Origin of the sequence: Pseudomonas sp. SMV71 (genome assembly GCF_052042015.1) — a bacterium.
Taxonomy (GTDB): Bacteria; Pseudomonadota; Gammaproteobacteria; order Pseudomonadales; family Pseudomonadaceae; genus Aquipseudomonas.
The window spans coordinates 1-14,691 of sequence record NZ_JBKGGU010000036.1; the positions used below are offsets into that span (position 1 = coordinate 1).

Genomic DNA, 14,691 nt, shown 5'->3' on the forward strand with positions numbered 1-14,691 from the left:
TGCCCGAAGGAAAGTTGAGCCAAGAAGATGACCTCTGCAGGCCATCTTTTTTACAACCAGGCTGTCAGGCTTCAGGCACTGGACAGCTCAAGTCCCCTTCCTTGCACTCGAGATAGGTCTTGAAGGCCTCGACCCGAGCTTTGGTCTGGGCGGTCATACAGTCGGTGTAAATCAACGGGTAGACACTGCCGCCCTCAACCCCTGAGGCGGAGAACTCGCATTCGGCATCCCGGAAACCGATCCACGCTCGTTGTGCCTTGACCAGCAGTTGCTTGGCTTTGGGATCGTCCTTCAAGCGTGCCGTGATCTGCTTGTAGAGATCGTTCAGCTCTTTATCGGCGGCTTTGTACTGTTGAGCTGCACACTGGTTCATCTCACCTTGGGTGATGGCATTGGCGCAGTCGTCAGCCTCGGCAACGGTGGCGAGAAGCAAAGGCGCCAGTGCCAGGAGCAAGCGTGGGGACATGTGTTGGTTTCTCCTTGAGGGTAAAAAAAGGCTGGGAGGAGTCTACATTGCGCCCTGCGCTTTTAAAGGGTACGAACGTTAAACTACGGTCTGATACAACTTTCCGGTTGGCCTCGTGGTCTTACAAGCCTACTGTTGAACACAGGAGGTGACCCATGCATTCATCCGACCGCATTGAAAGAAAGATCCTGCTCAAGGCGCCACGCTCTCAAGTCTGGCGTGCGTTGGCGAACGCCGAAGCCTTCGGCCAATGGTTCGGTGTCGCCCTTGAGGGCAAGCGGTTCGTGGCGGGGGAGCGAACCCAAGGGCAGATCACTTATCCCGGTTACGAACATCTCATCTGGGATGTGGCGGTGGAGCGCGTGGAGCCGGAACGGGTGTTTTCGTTTCGCTGGCATCCCTACGCCGTCGAGCCAGAGGTGGATTACTCGCAGGAGACCGAAACACGGGTGCAGTTCGAGCTCGAAGACATGGACGGTGGGACGCTGCTCAAAGTCGTGGAGTCAGGTTTCAATAGCATCCCGGAGGCGCGCCGGCTCAAGGCTTTTCGCATGGACAGCCGCGGCTGGGACGAGCAGATGACCAACATTGAAGCGTTCCTGAACCGGTCTTGACAGAAAATATCGCCTCCCAAGCCTGACATGGCTAAGGGTTTACGGAAGTGCGCTATAGCGAATGTCTTACACGCAATGGTAGTTATGTCGTCTGTTGCGTTTTGGATCCGACCAGTAATCTAGCCACATCCACTGAAGCACAGGGAGTGCTCAGGATCAGGGACGATCGACCTTGCAAGGATGGCTATCGACAGGGAGTCGTAATGGTCTTGGAAAAACCCGCTTCGGCGGGTTTTTTTTCGTCTGGCGAAAAGTACCGGAATCAAGCTATAGGCAAATGCTTACACGTGGTCGCTGTGTTGTCTTCTTTTCCCGGCGAGGCTGTGCGCCTAATCTGTGTCCATCCACTGAGTACAGGGAGTGCTTGGGGTCATGGATGATGGGACCAGGCAAGGAATGCCAGACAGGAAGTCATATCGGTCCTTGAAAAACCCGCTTCGGCGGGTTTTTTTTCGCCTATGAAAAAGTGTTCCACAGTCATGTCTGCCGAGAAAGGCTCAGGCGCTGCTCGCCTGCAACGCCTGCGCTCGCAGGCGAGCGATGTCTTTAGTGGGCGAGGCGCCAAACAAACGGCTGTATTCGCGACTGAACTGCGAAGGGCTTTCATAGCCCATCTTGTAGCCGATGGATGAGACGTCGCTGTTTTCCGCCAGCAGCAACCGCCTGGCTTCCTGCAGGCGCAGCTGCTTCTGATATTGCAGCGGGCTCATGGCGGTCACGGCCTTGAAACGGTGATGCAGTGCCGAAGGGCTGAGGTTGATCATCTGCGCCAGGCTGTCGATGCTCAGCGGCTCGGCGTAGTGAGTGTTGAGCCACTCGATGGCTCGGCTGATGCGGTGGGTCTGGGTATCTGGAATGGCAATTTCATGCAAGCGCTGGCCTTGGGTGCCACGCAACAGGCGGTAGAAAATCTCCTGTTGGGCCAGGGGCGCTAGGGTGGCGATATCGTCCGGGCTGTCCAGCAACCGCAGCAAGCGCAGCACCGTATCAAGCAGTGGCGTGTCGATACGGTCCAGGAACAGGCCCCTTGCGGTTCGTGCGGCCGGTACGCCGCTGGGGCTGGTATTGGCGATCAGATTGCAGATCTGTGCAGGGTCGATGTCGAGACGGACACACAGGTAGGGGCGCTCGGGACTGGCTTCGATGACCTGGCCCGCCAAGGGCAGCGTCACCGAGACCACCAGGTAATTGAGCGGGTCGTACACATAGCGTTCTTGCGCCAGCCGCACTTCCTTACGCCCCTCGACGATTACGCACAGCCCGGGTTTATGCACGACGGGCAGGGCATCGGTCGGTTGGTCGCTACGGATAAGGTTCAAGGCGTCGATGGCGGTGGGATAAATGCCGTTTCCCGGGGCGAAGCGCTTTATCAGGTCCGCCAGTTCGACGCGCCGCTGACTGAGACCGGCATCTGACGCAACCTGTAAGGACGTGGAAACCGACATGCCGAATACCTCCCTGGCCAATGAGTGGACGGCGCTAGTAAAGCCGATTGTACGGCTGACGACCAGAGGCGGTTCTGCGCTACAGGATCGTGCAAGTGGGCAGGAGAATCCGGCTAACCCTGGCATCGCTCGATTTCCTAATCTGGACCTGTCGAATCGCTCCTACCCGGAGTCAACACATCCAGACGAGGAAAACCATCATGTCCGACATCCAAAACAAAGTAGTAGTGATTACAGGTGCCAGCAGCGGGATTGGTGAGGCGGCTGCGCGTCTGTTGGCCGCCCGCGGTGCTCGCGTGGTGCTGGGAGCCCGACGTACTGATCGCTTGCAAGCGTTGGTGCAGGAGCTTGAAGCGATTGACCAGCAAGCCGTCTACAAGGCCGTAGACGTGACCCGTCGCGACGATGTCCAGAGCCTGATCGACTTTGCGGTCGAACGCTTCGGCAGGGTCGATGTGATCATCAACAACGCCGGGGTCATGCCGCTTTCCAAGCTCGAGGCGCTGAAAGTCGAGGAGTGGGACCGCATGATCGACGTCAACATCCGTGGCGTGCTCCACGGCATCGCAGCGGGCCTGCCGTTGATGCAGCGCCAACGCAGCGGCCAATTCATCAACATTGCCTCCATCGGCGCTTATGCTGTCAGTCCGACCGCCGCCGTTTATTGCGCGACCAAATTTGCCGTGCGGGCGATCTCCGAAGGCCTGCGCCAAGAGGTGGGTGGCGACGTGCGGGTGACGGTGATTTCCCCCGGTGTGACTGAATCGGAACTGGCCGAAAGCATTTCCGATGAAGGTGGGCGCGCCGAAATGCGCGAGTTCCGCAGGATTTCGATTCCTGCCGAAGCCATCGCCCGGGCCATTGCCTACGCCATTGAGCAGCCGGCGGATGTAGATGTCAGTGAACTGATAGTGCGGCCTACCGCGAGCCCGTTCTGAGACAACGTGGCAATAAAACGGTGGCGAGAGAGAAATCCCTCGCCACCGTTTTTTATTGCTCACGAAGATTTTTCGTCAAGCCAGTTCCAACCGCTGCGCGGCCCGTTGCGTGATCTGCGAACGCACCCGGAACGACTCCGCTGTGCGCCGGTGGGCTTCTTCCAGAACGTGCGCTGGGGCGGTTTCCGGGCTGCCTGCGTCGAACGGCGGGGCCGGGGCGTACTCGAGTTGCAGCTGGACCAACTGAGCAATGTCCTGGTCGAACAGCTCGGCCGCCAGGGTCAGGGCGAAATCGATCCCCGCCGTGATCCCGCCGCCGGTGATCAGATTGCCATCACGTACCACACGCTCCTTGACCGGGGTCGCGCCCAGAGTTGTCAACAGGCTGTGATAGGCCCAATGGGTGGTGGCCTGCTTACCTTTCAGCAGCCCGGCGGCACCGAGCACCAGCGCGCCGGTGCAGACCGAAGTGATGTATTGCGCGTGGTTCGCCTGGCGTTTGATGAAGGCCAGCGTCTGCTGGTCTTCCATCAACGGCCCGACGCCGGTGCCGCCGGGCACGCAGATCACGTCCAGTGCCGGGCAGTCGTCGAATGTGATGGTCGGCAGCAGCACCAGCCCGGTGCTGGCGGTGACCGGAGCCAGGTCCTTCCAGATCAGGTGCACCTTCACATCGGGCAACGAAGCCAGTACGTCATAAGGGCCGGTCAGGTCCAGTTGCTGGACTTGGGGGAATAGCAGCAAACCGATCTGCAATGTCATGTCGTCTTTTCCTTGTAAATACTGCCCGGGGGTGGACGGCTTTACTTTAGGGCCGTAGGCTCTGGCGTACTCGCCAATAAGCCCACGAATTACGCCAATATGCCGAACCCGCCGAAAACTGTTCATGTGCTGGCTTTTCCCAACGTACAAGTGCTCGACGTCACCGGGCCGTTGCAAGTGTTTGCCTCGACCAACGACCTGGCCCGCCAGCAAGGCTTATCGTTGCCTTACGCCCCGACGGTGATCGCGGCCTCTGGTGGTCCGGTGGTGTCCTCGGCGGGCTTGGCGTTGTTGGCTGAGCCGTTGCCGAGCGAAGACAGCGACACCCTGTTGATTGCCGGTGGCTGGGGGGTGTACGAAGCGGCAAAGGATCCGGACCTGGTGGCCTGGGTCAAGACGCATGGCTTGCGCTCGCGACGGGTTGCGTCGGTGTGCACCGGAGCGTTCCTCCTGGCCGCCAGTGGCTGGTTGGACGGACGACGGGTCGTCACCCACTGGACCCGTTGCGAACAGCTGGCCGAGCAGCATCCGCAATTGCGGGTAGAACCCAATCCGATCTTTATCAATGACGGCCCGGTCTGGACCTCGGCCGGGGTTACGGCCGGCATCGACCTGGCCTTGGCCCTGGTAGAGGACGACCTGGGCCGCGGTGTGGCCTTGGAGGTCGCTCGGCACTTGGTGGTGTTCCTCAAGCGTCCTGGCGGGCAATCGCAATTCAGCGTGACCTTGTCGCTGCAAAAACAGGGCGGTCGGTTTGATAATTTGCACGCCTGGATTGCCGAGAACCTGACTCGCGACCTGGGCTTGCCGAGCCTGGCTGCCCAGGTCGGCATGAGCGAGCGCAGTTTTGTGCGCCATTATCGCGCCGACACCGGCCAGACCCCGGCGCGGGCGGTGGAGTTGATTCGCGTGGAAACTGCTCGCCGGCTGCTGGCCGACACAGCGGTGCCGATCAAGCGGGTGGCGGTGCAATGTGGCTTCGGCAGCGAAGAAACCCTGCGCCGCAGCTTTCTGCGCGCCATGGGAGTGACGCCCCAGGCGTATCGCGAGCGATTCGCTCTCAGCCCTCAAGCAGATCCAGCAGTGCCTTGAGCGTCGCCTCAGGGGCTTCCTGTGGAATGTTATGGCCCACGCCGGCCAGCACGCGGCGCTCATAGAAACCGGTGAAGTGCCGGGCATCCTCGTCCTGTTCCGGCGCGGGCCCCACGCCGTCGTCGGCACCGCACAAGGAAATGCTCGGTACGCTGATCGCCGGTTGCTCCGCGAGTCGCTCCTCCATCCACTCCAGGGTCGGATCGCCCGGCGCGTACATGAAGCGATGACGGTAGGAATGAATCACCACCTCGACGAAATCCGGGTTGTCGAAGGACGGCGCGCTCAGTGGATAGAGCGCCGCGCCGCGCTTCCAGGTCGGTGACCACAAGCGCCAGAGCAATTCGCACAACTCGCGTCGGTTTTGCGTCAGGCCCTCGACACCTCGTGCGGTGTGGAAATAGTACTGGTACCACAACCGGTGTTCGGTTTGAGGATCCAGTGGTTGCGTCGAACGGGGAATGTCCTGCAAGTTGTAGCCATCGCCGGTCACCAGGCAGCGAACGCGCTCGGGCCACAATGCCGCCACGATACAGGCCGCCCGGCCGCCCCAATCATAACCGCATAGCGCGGCCTGGGGGATGTCCAGGGCCTGCATCAGGTCCAGCAGGTCCTGGGCCAGTGCAGCTTGTTGGCCGGAGCGCAGGATGGCGGGGTTGTTGAAGCGGGTCGGGCCGTAGCCGCGCAAATACGGCACGATCACTCGATAACCGCGCTGGCCCAGGACCGGCGCGACTTCATCGAACGCCCTGGGATCATAAGGAAACCCATGCAGCAGGATGACCGGCTCGCCCTCGGCGGGGCCGTGCTCTTCGTAGGCGATGCGCAGCAAGGGCGTTACCGCAAAGTTGATCTTGGGTGCTGGGTTCATGTCGGCCTCCGGCAATGCACGATGGCGCTCAGGCGGGTTCCTGATTCACGTATTTGGCCCGGTCCGGGGTGAAGGTCACGATCATGTTCGTGCCGGAGCAGGTGAGGGTGCGTTCCTGGGTCAGGTCGATGTCCAGGTCCTCACCGCGCAGGCCCTGCCATTGCGCGAGATATTTGAGACAGCCGAATTTCGCGTTCTTCTTCAGGCTGCGGCTGACGCCACCTTTCCAGCCCAGCACCGGCAGTTCGCCGGCCAGACAACGTTGCGCCAGTTCAGGAAACCGCCCGGCCCGTTCGCGGCCGATTTCCCAGCATTTGATCAAGCCTTTGTCCTGGCCGTCCCAGAGGTCTTCCCGGGACAAGCCTGATCGGGGGGCGGTGGTGATGGGGCGTTTAATGTGAGTCATGTCGAATCCTTGAGTCGGGTGTGACTGGGCAGCTCCGCTGCACCCGTGGGTGCATGATCTTAGGAGGGGTTTGCGGGGCTGGCAAATTGAAACGGGGCGCAGATGATCAGTGGAGACGGCGTCCCAAATTGATTTTGTGAAGCGCAAACGCCCCGTGGCGAGGGAGCTTGCTCCCGCTGGGACGGTCCGACGCCTCGGGCGCAGCGACCCCAAGATTTTTGCGCCTGCTGCGCAGTCGAGCGGGAGCAAGCTCCCTCGCCACGGGGTTGTGTTCCTACAAAAAATTAAGCGAAGCGGAATTTTCCGACGAGTCCTGTCGGTTGTCGGTTAGGAAGGGGCGGGGATAGGCTTTGCCCGTCGTTGCAAAATCAGCGACCGGGTTTGGTCACCCGTCCAATGTCAGGCGCACATGCGCCAACCCAGCATCTTGGCGCTTTTGTCGGTATGCTTTGCGGTGGGCTGTGCGCGGGGCACTTTCGAGTGCGCCGGGTGCCTGACTTCCCGGTTGACCAACCTGCGTACCGCCCACCATCCTCGTTTGGTCACGAGGAGGGTGAGCTCCACTTCAAGTCAGGAGTTTCACAATGGTCAAAATCACCCCCAACCCTCCAACCGCCGAAAACCTCTCGTCCTACACCACCCTCGATTCCAAAGAGCACCGCGAAGCCGCCGAGCGGGCGCTGAACATTCACTTGTCGCCCGACGCCCCAACCAAGCCCGACACCCAGGACGGACAGGTCTTTTCGGTCGCTCCGGGGCTGAGCAGCGAATCGGTGCTGACCAGCCTCAGCGAAACCCTGGCTTCGGCCAATGCGATGCTCAATGATTTTGCCTTTGATCTGGAAGGTTCGCGGCGTCATGTGGCGTTGGGGATTCAGCAGTTGATCGAACTGAGCACGCTGTTGGCTAACCGGGCATTGGATAACATCGAACCGACGTCCTGACTGATACACCGCTTCTGTGGCGAGGGAGCTTGCTCCCGCTGAAACGGTCCGACGCACCGGGCGTAGCGACCCCAGGATTTTGCGACTGCTGCGCAGTCGAGCGGGAGCAAGCTCCCTCGCCACGGGGGCCGTGCTTACAGCACAAGAGCATTGTGTTCATCTGCAGGCGAGGCGACGTTCTCAAGGCTGCCAATGATTCTTCTCCCCACTCAACTTGCGATCCAAAAAACTCGCTGCGCTGATCAGCGCCAAGTGCGTCAACGCCTGGGGTGTGTTGCCCAAGTGATAACCGTGGCTGTCGAACTCCTCGGCGTATAACCCCAACGGGTTGGCGTAGCGCAGCAATTGTTCGAATTCCAGCTGGGCTTTTTCCACGCGGCCGGCGCGGGCCAGGCATTCGACGTACCAGAACGAGCAGGCGGCGAAGGAGCCTTCGGTGCCGCTGAGGCCGTCGATGGGGCTGTCGTCGTTGCGGTAGCGGTAGACCATGCCGTCGCGCACCAGGCTTTTTTCGATGGCATCCAGGGTGGAAAGCCAGCGCGGGTCGCGGGCGCTGACGAAGCGCACCAGGGGCATCAACAGCATCGCGCCATCGAGGGCAGTGCTGCCCAGGCGCTGGACGAAATGCTGGTGTTCCTCGTTCCAGAAATTTGTCCAGATGTCCTCGTAGATCGCCTGGCGAGTCTCGTCCCAGCGAGCGAACGGGGCTGGGAGCGAGCGTTTTTCAGCCAGGCGGATGGCACGATCGACCGCGACCCAGCACATCAACCGCGAATGCAGGAACTGCTGTTTTTCGCCGCGCATTTCCCAGATGCCCACGTCGGGGTCCTGCCAGATGTTGCACACCTGATCGACCACATCGACCACGTGTTTCCAGCCTTGATGAGAGATGGCCTCACCGTACTTGTTGACCAGGTACACCGCATCCATCAATTCGCCAAAGATATCCAGCTGCACCTGCTGGTAGGCCAGGTTGCCGATGCGCACCGGTTGCGCGTTGCCGAAGCCGGCGAGGTGCGGCAGTTCGGTTTCCGGCAATTCGAGCCTGCCGTCCAAGCCGTACAGGATGTTCAGCCGGGTCGGTTGTTCGCAGCAATCGCTGACCCGGCTACGCAACCAGCGCATGTAGGCATTGGCTTCTTCGACAAACCCCAGGCGCATGAACGCGTAGACCGTGAACGAGGCGTCGCGGATCCAGGTGTAGCGGTAATCCCAGTTGCGTTCGCCGCCACGGGTTTCCGGCAGGCCGAAGGTGGCCGCGGCGATGATCGCGCCATGTCTGCGCGAGGTCAGCAGCTTGAGCGCGAGGGCGGAGCGGTTGACCATTTCCCGCCAGCGGCCCCGATAGTTAGACTGGCCGATCCAGCCGCGCCAGAACGCCAGGGTCCGCTCCAGGCATAGCGCGCTGGCGTCTCCCTGGAGCCGTGGATCGTCGATGCCGCCCAGCAGGAACTCGGCGTCCTGGCCCTGTTCCAGGGTGAATTCGGCCACTGCCGTGTCGCCGTCCAGGGTCATGGCCTGGTCGGAGCACAAACGCAGGCTCGGCTGCCCCGGCGCCTCGAAGCAGATATGTGTGTCGTCCTGGCGCGCCGTGGTGGCGGCCCGGGCATAGTCGTGGCGCACCGCGCAGCGCATGCGGAACGTCGCGCGGCCAACGGCCATGCGCACCTTGCGCATCAGCACGGGCAGGTCCTCCTCACTGTCGCCGATGGGTAGCAAGTCGGTGATTTCCACCACCACGCCGTCGCTCAACCAGCGGGTTTGCAGCACGTTGGTGTCGGGCAGGTAGATCTGTTGACGACGGGCCTCCGGCAAGTCCGGGGCGAGTTGAAAAATGCCTGCCTGGGGCGTGTCCAGCAGCGAGCAGAATATCGATGGGCTGTCGAATTCCGGCCAGCAGAAAAAGTCCACGCTGCCCCGGTCGTTGACCAACGCGGCGGTGCGCATGTCGCCGATGATGCCGTGGTTTTCGATCGGGCTCTGCGGTTCGTCGTGATCAGCCATTGCCGCGAAACCCCGGATAAAGGCTCATCCCGCCATCGATGAACAACGTGGTGCCCACCACATAATCGGACAGGTCCGACGCCAGCCACACCACTGCGTTGGCGACATCTTCCACATCACCTACGCGGCCATACGGAATCAGATCCAGCAGTTTTTGCCCCTGTTCACCCTCGACGACATCGCGATTGATGGCCGTGCTGATGGCCCCCGGCGCGATGCTGTTGATGCGGATGCGTTGGTGACTGGTTTCCTGGGCCAGGGACTGCATCAGCAGGTCGACGCCGCCCTTGGACGCGGCGTAATTGACGTGACCGGCCCAGGGAATGCGCTGATGAACCGAGCTCATGTGGATGATCTTGCCGGCGGCCCGGGACACACCCTGGCGAATCCCCTGGCGATTGAAAATCCGCAGGGCAGCCCGGGCGCAAAGAAATTGCCCGGTGAGGTTGGTGCCGATCACGGTGTTCCAGTCCTCCAGGCTCATGTCGACGGCGGCCGCGTCTTTTTGCAGGCCGGAATTAGCCACCAGGATGTCCAGCGTGCCGAAGGCATCGAGGGCCTTGGCGAACAGTTGTTCGACGTCCGCCTCCTTCGAAACGTCGGCACCGACGGCGATGGCACGGCCACCGCTGGCGTTGATTTCGCGGGCCAGGGCTTCGGCTGGAGCGGCGCTGGAATGGTAGTTGAGCACCACGGCGGCACCGGCGTCAGCCAGAGCCTTGGCGGCGCCGGCACCGATGCCGGAGCTGGCACCGGTCACTAGCGCGACTTGGCGGGCGAGGGAAATCTGCATAAAGAGCACCTTCAATGGACGGCCTTATTGGCTGACTGGCGCGAGGCGCGCAGAGTTCACTTGCACCCGACAGTCTTCACATTTGCACCACACCTTGGCGCTTCCCCCGTGACCGCCCTTTGTGGCAAGTTGCAGGCCCCTGTCGAGGCCCGGATCCCATGGCAAACCCTTATCGCGAACTGTTCAACGCTCCTGGCAGCCTGGGTTTCGTGCTGGCGGGGATGGTTGCGCGAATGCCGGTTTCCATGACGGGCATCGGCCTGATCACCATGCTTTCGCAGTTGCAGGGCGGTTACGCCCTGGCCGGCGCGGTGGCGGCGACGTTCGCCTTGGCGACCGCATTTTGCGCGCCGCAGGTGTCACGCCTGGTGGACCGTTTCGGCCAGGGCCGGGTCTTGCCGGTGGCGGCGCTGATCGGCGGCGGGGCGTTGTTGATGTTGTTGCTCTGCACCCGGTTGCAGGCGCCCCACTGGACCTTGTTCATTTTCGCCGCCTTGTCCGGTTGCATGCCCAGCATGTCGGCCATGGTGCGGGCGCGCTGGACCGAGTTGTATCGCGGCCAACCGCAACTGCGCACCGCCTATGCCCTGGAGTCAGTGCTCGACGAGGTCTGCTTCATCGTCGGGCCACCGCTGTCGGTGGGATTGTGCGTGGTGGCGTTTCCCGAGGCGGGGCCGCTGGCTTCGGTGCTGACACTGGCAATCGGCGTGACGGCGTTCATCTTGCAGCGCGCCACCGAGCCGCCGATCCATCCGCACCAGGCGCAGCACCAGGGTTCGCTGATCGGTTCCGGTGACATGCTGTTGCTGCTGTCGTTGATGCTCGCGATGGGCACGATCGTCGGCGTGGTGGATGTGGTCAGCGTGGCGTTCGCCCAGCAACAGGGGCAACCGGCGGCGGCAAGTATCGTGCTGTCGGTCTATGCCTTTGGCTCGTGCCTGGCCGGGCTGGCGTTCGGGGCGCTGCGCTCGAAGCTGCCGTTGCCGTTGCTGTTTTTGTTCGGGGGGATGGGGACGGGCCTGACGACGTTGCCATTACTGTTCGCATCCAATATCACCGGGCTGTCGGCGGCGATGTTTGTCGCCGGACTGTCGTTTGCCCCCACACTGATCGTCGCCATGGCCCTGGTGGAACGCCTGGTACCGCCGGCCCGGCTGACTGAAGGCCTGACCTGGCTGGTGACCGGCCTGAGCATCGGCGTGGCGGTGGGCGCCGCCGGTTCCGGCTGGCTGGTGGACCACTACGGCGCTCGTGCCGGTTTCGGGCTGGCGATCCTCGCCGGGGCCGTGGTGCTGGGGGCGGCAGTGCAGAGTTATCGGCATTTGAAATAACCGGCCAGGGTTCTTGCTGAACACACCAAACCCTGTGGCGAGGGAGCTTGCTCCCGCTTGAGTGCGCAGCACTCACAAAATTGTGGCCGCTGCGCCCGATGCGTCGGACCGTCCCAGCGGGAGCAAGCTCCCTCGCCACAGGGGCAGTGTTCTCTTACCAACCCCGCCCCGAATTCACCCAGAAATTCACCGACAGCGAGGTGGACACCGACTCCACCTGGTGAAACCAGCCCTCCGGCAGGAACAGCAAGTCCCCAGCTTCCAGCGTCACGCGCAGGAACGTCACGTCCCGGGCCTGGGGGAAGCGTTGGTAGTCCGGGGCATCCGGGTTGAAGTCGCAGCCGTCCAGGCCACCCTGGGGCGCGGTCGACCAGGTGCCGAGTGCTTCGCGGTGCTGGGGCGCGGCGAGGATGAAGCTTTTCTGGCCCCAGACCTGGGCGAACAGGTTATCGGTGTCGTCGCGGTGCAGCGGGGTCAAGGTGCCCTTGGGGCCGATCCAGATCCTTGGCGGTATGAACAGCGATCGGTCGAAGTAGGGCGGATAGTTGATCAGTTCCAGCAACTGCGCCGGCAGGATGTTGTTGCCCATATAGGCCGGCGGTACGCCGTCCGCACCTAGGGCCGTCGGGTTGTCCAGGGAGGCGATGAACGCCGCCATCGACGTGGAGCGGAAGTCTCGCTCGGTGGAAAAGGTTTTCTTCACGTAGTCGCCGTGGCGGGTGATGCCTTGCAGCTCGGCGAAGTGCACCAGGGATTCTTCGCGGCTGAGCTTGAACAGTGGCCAGTCCTGCAAGGCATCGCTGATGACCAGCGGGATGCCATGGGGCAGATAGCGGGCGCGAAACTCCTGCACCGACAACTCGCTGCGCGGTCGTCGTTCCACGTGGCGCTGGGTGGGCAGGCTGGCGGTGAGTTTTTCGCTGAATCGCGGCGGGGTGGGGTAGCGTTGGTTCATGTCGACCTTCGCCGCCACGGTGCTGCCGTGGCGGGCATGGTCGATGATCTGCGGCAGCAACGTCGCCAAGCCCATGTTGCCGCCGATCTTCAGGCGGCCACTGGCAAACAGTTCCTCGACGTTGGCCATGCCGGCCATGATCCCGAGAAAGTCCTTCTCAGCCACTTCAATGGTCACGTCAGGGCGCGGGTGCCGACCGGCCTGGGTGTGAGTACTGTCCGTGATCTGCGACCAGTACACCTGGTGCGGACCGAACACGAATTGGAAAACGCCTTCGATACCAACGGCGCTGGCGTTGGTAAACAGCTTGCCCAGGATGGTGTGCAGGTCCACGGTGTTTGCTCTTGTGGGGGTGGTTCTGGCAGGTAACGAGGACCTGAAGCAAAAATTTACCCCCCCCCACTGCAGAGCCTAACGCGTCGCCACCATGAATACCCGAGGAAAGGGCAGCAGCACCGTCCCATCTTCCAGCGCCGGATACGCTTGTTCGACCGCCCGCAAATAACGCTCCAGATACGCCTGGCGCTGTGCCTCATCCAGCGGCGTGAGGAACGGCCGCAAGCCACTGCCCTTGAACCACTCCACCACGCCCGCAGCACCGCCAGCCAGTGGATGATGGTAGGTGGTGCGCCACACATCGACTCTCGTGCAATGAGGCTTGAGAATCGAGTAATAGGTGCTGGCGTCCTCTACTTCCGTGCGGCTATCCGCGGCGCCCGTCAGTTGGCTCGCCCACGGCCCGTCGGCGGCGATGTCCCGCATCAAGCGGTGGGAGGGTTGGTGCAGGGTGTCCGGCATCTGGATGGCCAGGCTGCCGCCCGGCGCCAGTTTGCTCACCAGCGATGGCAGCAGGCTGGCGTGGTCGGGCAGCCATTGCAGCACGGCGTTGGCGAAGATCACATCGAACGGCCCCGGCTCGTTCCATTGGCCGATGTCTGCGGTATCGAACGCCACGGCGGGCAGGCGTTGGCGAGCGGCTTCGACCATGTCGCTGGAGCTGTCCAGGCCGCGCACCGTGGCGCCGGGAAAGTGCTCCACCAACAGCTCGGTGGAGTTGCCGGGGCCGCAGCCCAGGTCGATGACCGAGCGCGCCTGTGTGGGCGGGATGGCGGCCAGCAGGTCCCGGGCCGGACGGGTGCGTTCCTGTTCGAATGCAACGTATTGTTTGGCGGACCAGCTCATGACGTTTTCCTAGGGTGGCGTGAATCGGATGCCGCCAGTATAGGATTGTGAGGCGGCGACATCGAATGCGACTAATTCGCTATGTTGCAGCTTCGTTATCTTTCATACACGACCGATCGGAGAAAACCGCAGTGACCCAACTGACCCTGCTGTGCCTGCCTTATTCCGGCGCCAGCGCGATGGTGTACAGCCGCTGGCGGCGTAAATTGCCGTCATGGATGCAGGTCCAGCCGGTGGAATTGCCGGGGCGCGGAGCGCGCTTCGATGAACCGTTGCAGACCGACATGGCGGCGCTGGCGCTGCAACTGGCCCGAGAACTGCGGCCGACGCTCCAGGCCCCGTATGCCTTGTTCGGTCACAGCCTGGGTGCGCTGCTGGCCTGTGAGCTGGCCCATGCCTTGCGGGAATTGGGATGCCCGCCGCCACTGGCGCTGTTTGCCTCGGGCACCGCGGCACCGACCCTGCGGGCCGACTACGACCGGGATTTTGCCACGCCGAAAACCGATGCTGAGCTGATCGACCAGTTACGCACCCTCAACGGCACCAGCGAAGAGATATTAGCCAACGAAGAACTCATGGCCCTGACCCTGCCGGTGCTGCGGGCCGACTTTCTGCTGTGCGGTCGTTTCCAGCCGCGCCTGCGGGCGCCCCTCGATTGTCCGGTGCACGTGCTCGGCGGCACCGCCGACAAGGCCACCACCGAACAGTTGATGGGCTGGCGCCGGGAAACCTCGGGCAGCTTTTCTCTGGACATGTTGGCCGGTGGGCATTTTTTCATCCATGAGCACGAGGCCCGGGTGCTGCGGCTGATCAAGGATCAGTTGAGCGGGCATCATCGGCGCCATGGCCTGGCGGCCAGCGCTTGACTCCCTGATTCACCCAGCCCCG

The 14,691-nt window shown here is 62.3% G+C and carries 15 protein-coding genes; 6 read left to right on the top strand and 9 right to left on the bottom strand.

Translation table 11 applies throughout. The annotated features are described in order from the left end of the window. Positions 1 to 64: 64 nt before the first annotated feature. Positions 65 to 466 carry a lysozyme inhibitor LprI family protein gene (locus ACLEJQ_RS24940; RefSeq protein WP_440799508.1) on the bottom strand — a complete coding sequence of 134 codons (402 nt, stop codon included), beginning with the start codon at positions 464 to 466 and terminating at the stop codon, positions 65 to 67. Between the two features lie 155 nt (positions 467 to 621). On the opposite strand from ACLEJQ_RS24940, the gene ACLEJQ_RS24945 reads away from it, so the two are divergent. Continuing rightward, positions 622 to 1,080 carry an SRPBCC family protein gene (locus tag ACLEJQ_RS24945; RefSeq protein WP_440799511.1) on the top strand — a complete coding sequence of 153 codons (459 nt, stop codon included), beginning with the start codon at positions 622 to 624 and terminating at the stop codon, positions 1,078 to 1,080. Between the two features lie 497 nt (positions 1,081 to 1,577). On the opposite strand, the gene ACLEJQ_RS24950 is transcribed toward ACLEJQ_RS24945, so the two are convergent. Further along, entirely contained in the window at positions 1,578 to 2,525 is a 948-nt protein-coding gene (locus ACLEJQ_RS24950; protein WP_440799514.1) for an AraC family transcriptional regulator N-terminal domain-containing protein, read from the bottom strand. A gap of 200 nt (positions 2,526 to 2,725) precedes the next feature. On the opposite strand from ACLEJQ_RS24950, the gene ACLEJQ_RS24955 reads away from it, so the two are divergent. After that, positions 2,726 to 3,463 (top strand): SDR family oxidoreductase, encoded by a 738-nt coding sequence (locus ACLEJQ_RS24955; RefSeq protein ID WP_440799517.1) that lies wholly within the window; start codon positions 2,726 to 2,728, stop codon positions 3,461 to 3,463. Positions 3,464 to 3,538: 75 nt separating this feature from the next. On the opposite strand, the gene inhA is transcribed toward ACLEJQ_RS24955, so the two are convergent. Continuing rightward, a complete protein-coding gene (gene inhA, locus ACLEJQ_RS24960) occupies positions 3,539 to 4,225 on the bottom strand; it encodes an isonitrile hydratase (protein ID WP_440799520.1) in 687 nt (228 codons plus the stop codon). Between the two features lie 99 nt (positions 4,226 to 4,324). Here inhA and ACLEJQ_RS24965 point away from each other — a divergent pair, with 99 nt between their 5' ends. After that, entirely contained in the window at positions 4,325 to 5,317 is a 993-nt protein-coding gene (locus tag ACLEJQ_RS24965; RefSeq protein ID WP_440799523.1) for a GlxA family transcriptional regulator, read from the top strand. Here the strand turns inward: ACLEJQ_RS24965 and ACLEJQ_RS24970 are convergent. Beyond that, a complete protein-coding gene (locus ACLEJQ_RS24970; RefSeq protein ID WP_440799526.1) occupies positions 5,286 to 6,188 on the bottom strand; it encodes an alpha/beta fold hydrolase in 903 nt (300 codons plus the stop codon). The two genes, ACLEJQ_RS24965 and ACLEJQ_RS24970, sit on opposite strands and share 32 nt — an antisense overlap. Positions 6,189 to 6,216: 28 nt before the next feature. Continuing rightward, on the bottom strand, positions 6,217 to 6,594 hold the full coding sequence (locus ACLEJQ_RS24975) for a hypothetical protein (protein WP_440799529.1): 378 nt from the start codon (positions 6,592 to 6,594) through the stop codon (positions 6,217 to 6,219). A 584-nt stretch (positions 6,595 to 7,178) separates the two neighbouring features. On the opposite strand from ACLEJQ_RS24975, the gene ACLEJQ_RS24980 reads away from it, so the two are divergent. Further along, positions 7,179 to 7,538: a DUF6124 family protein gene (locus ACLEJQ_RS24980; protein WP_440799532.1), complete on the top strand. Its 360-nt coding sequence runs from the start codon at positions 7,179 to 7,181 to the stop codon at positions 7,536 to 7,538. Positions 7,539 to 7,718: 180 nt separating this feature from the next. Here ACLEJQ_RS24980 and ACLEJQ_RS24985 read toward each other — a convergent pair whose 3' ends face one another. Beyond that, positions 7,719 to 9,542: a glycoside hydrolase family 15 protein gene (locus tag ACLEJQ_RS24985; protein WP_440799534.1), complete on the bottom strand. Its 1,824-nt coding sequence runs from the start codon at positions 9,540 to 9,542 to the stop codon at positions 7,719 to 7,721. Continuing rightward, positions 9,535 to 10,335 (bottom strand): SDR family oxidoreductase, encoded by an 801-nt coding sequence (locus ACLEJQ_RS24990; protein WP_440799537.1) that lies wholly within the window; start codon positions 10,333 to 10,335, stop codon positions 9,535 to 9,537. Before ACLEJQ_RS24990 ends, ACLEJQ_RS24985 begins: the two co-directional genes overlap by 8 nt. A gap of 158 nt (positions 10,336 to 10,493) precedes the next feature. Here ACLEJQ_RS24990 and ACLEJQ_RS24995 point away from each other — a divergent pair, with 158 nt between their 5' ends. Beyond that, positions 10,494 to 11,666, top strand: coding sequence for an MFS transporter (locus tag ACLEJQ_RS24995; protein ID WP_440799540.1), 1,173 nt, complete (start codon positions 10,494 to 10,496; stop codon positions 11,664 to 11,666). Between the two features lie 154 nt (positions 11,667 to 11,820). Here the strand turns inward: ACLEJQ_RS24995 and ACLEJQ_RS25000 are convergent, their stop codons facing one another. Next, positions 11,821 to 12,954, bottom strand: a complete 1,134-nt coding sequence (locus ACLEJQ_RS25000; protein WP_440799542.1) for a cupin-like domain-containing protein — start codon at positions 12,952 to 12,954, stop codon at positions 11,821 to 11,823. 78 nt (positions 12,955 to 13,032) lie between these two features. Continuing rightward, entirely contained in the window at positions 13,033 to 13,803 is a 771-nt protein-coding gene (gene tam, locus ACLEJQ_RS25005) for a trans-aconitate 2-methyltransferase (RefSeq protein WP_440799545.1), read from the bottom strand. A 131-nt stretch (positions 13,804 to 13,934) separates the two neighbouring features. On the opposite strand from tam, the gene ACLEJQ_RS25010 reads away from it, so the two are divergent. Beyond that, positions 13,935 to 14,669: a thioesterase II family protein gene (locus ACLEJQ_RS25010; protein WP_440799548.1), complete on the top strand. Its 735-nt coding sequence runs from the start codon at positions 13,935 to 13,937 to the stop codon at positions 14,667 to 14,669. The last annotated feature ends 22 nt before the right edge of the window (positions 14,670 to 14,691 follow it).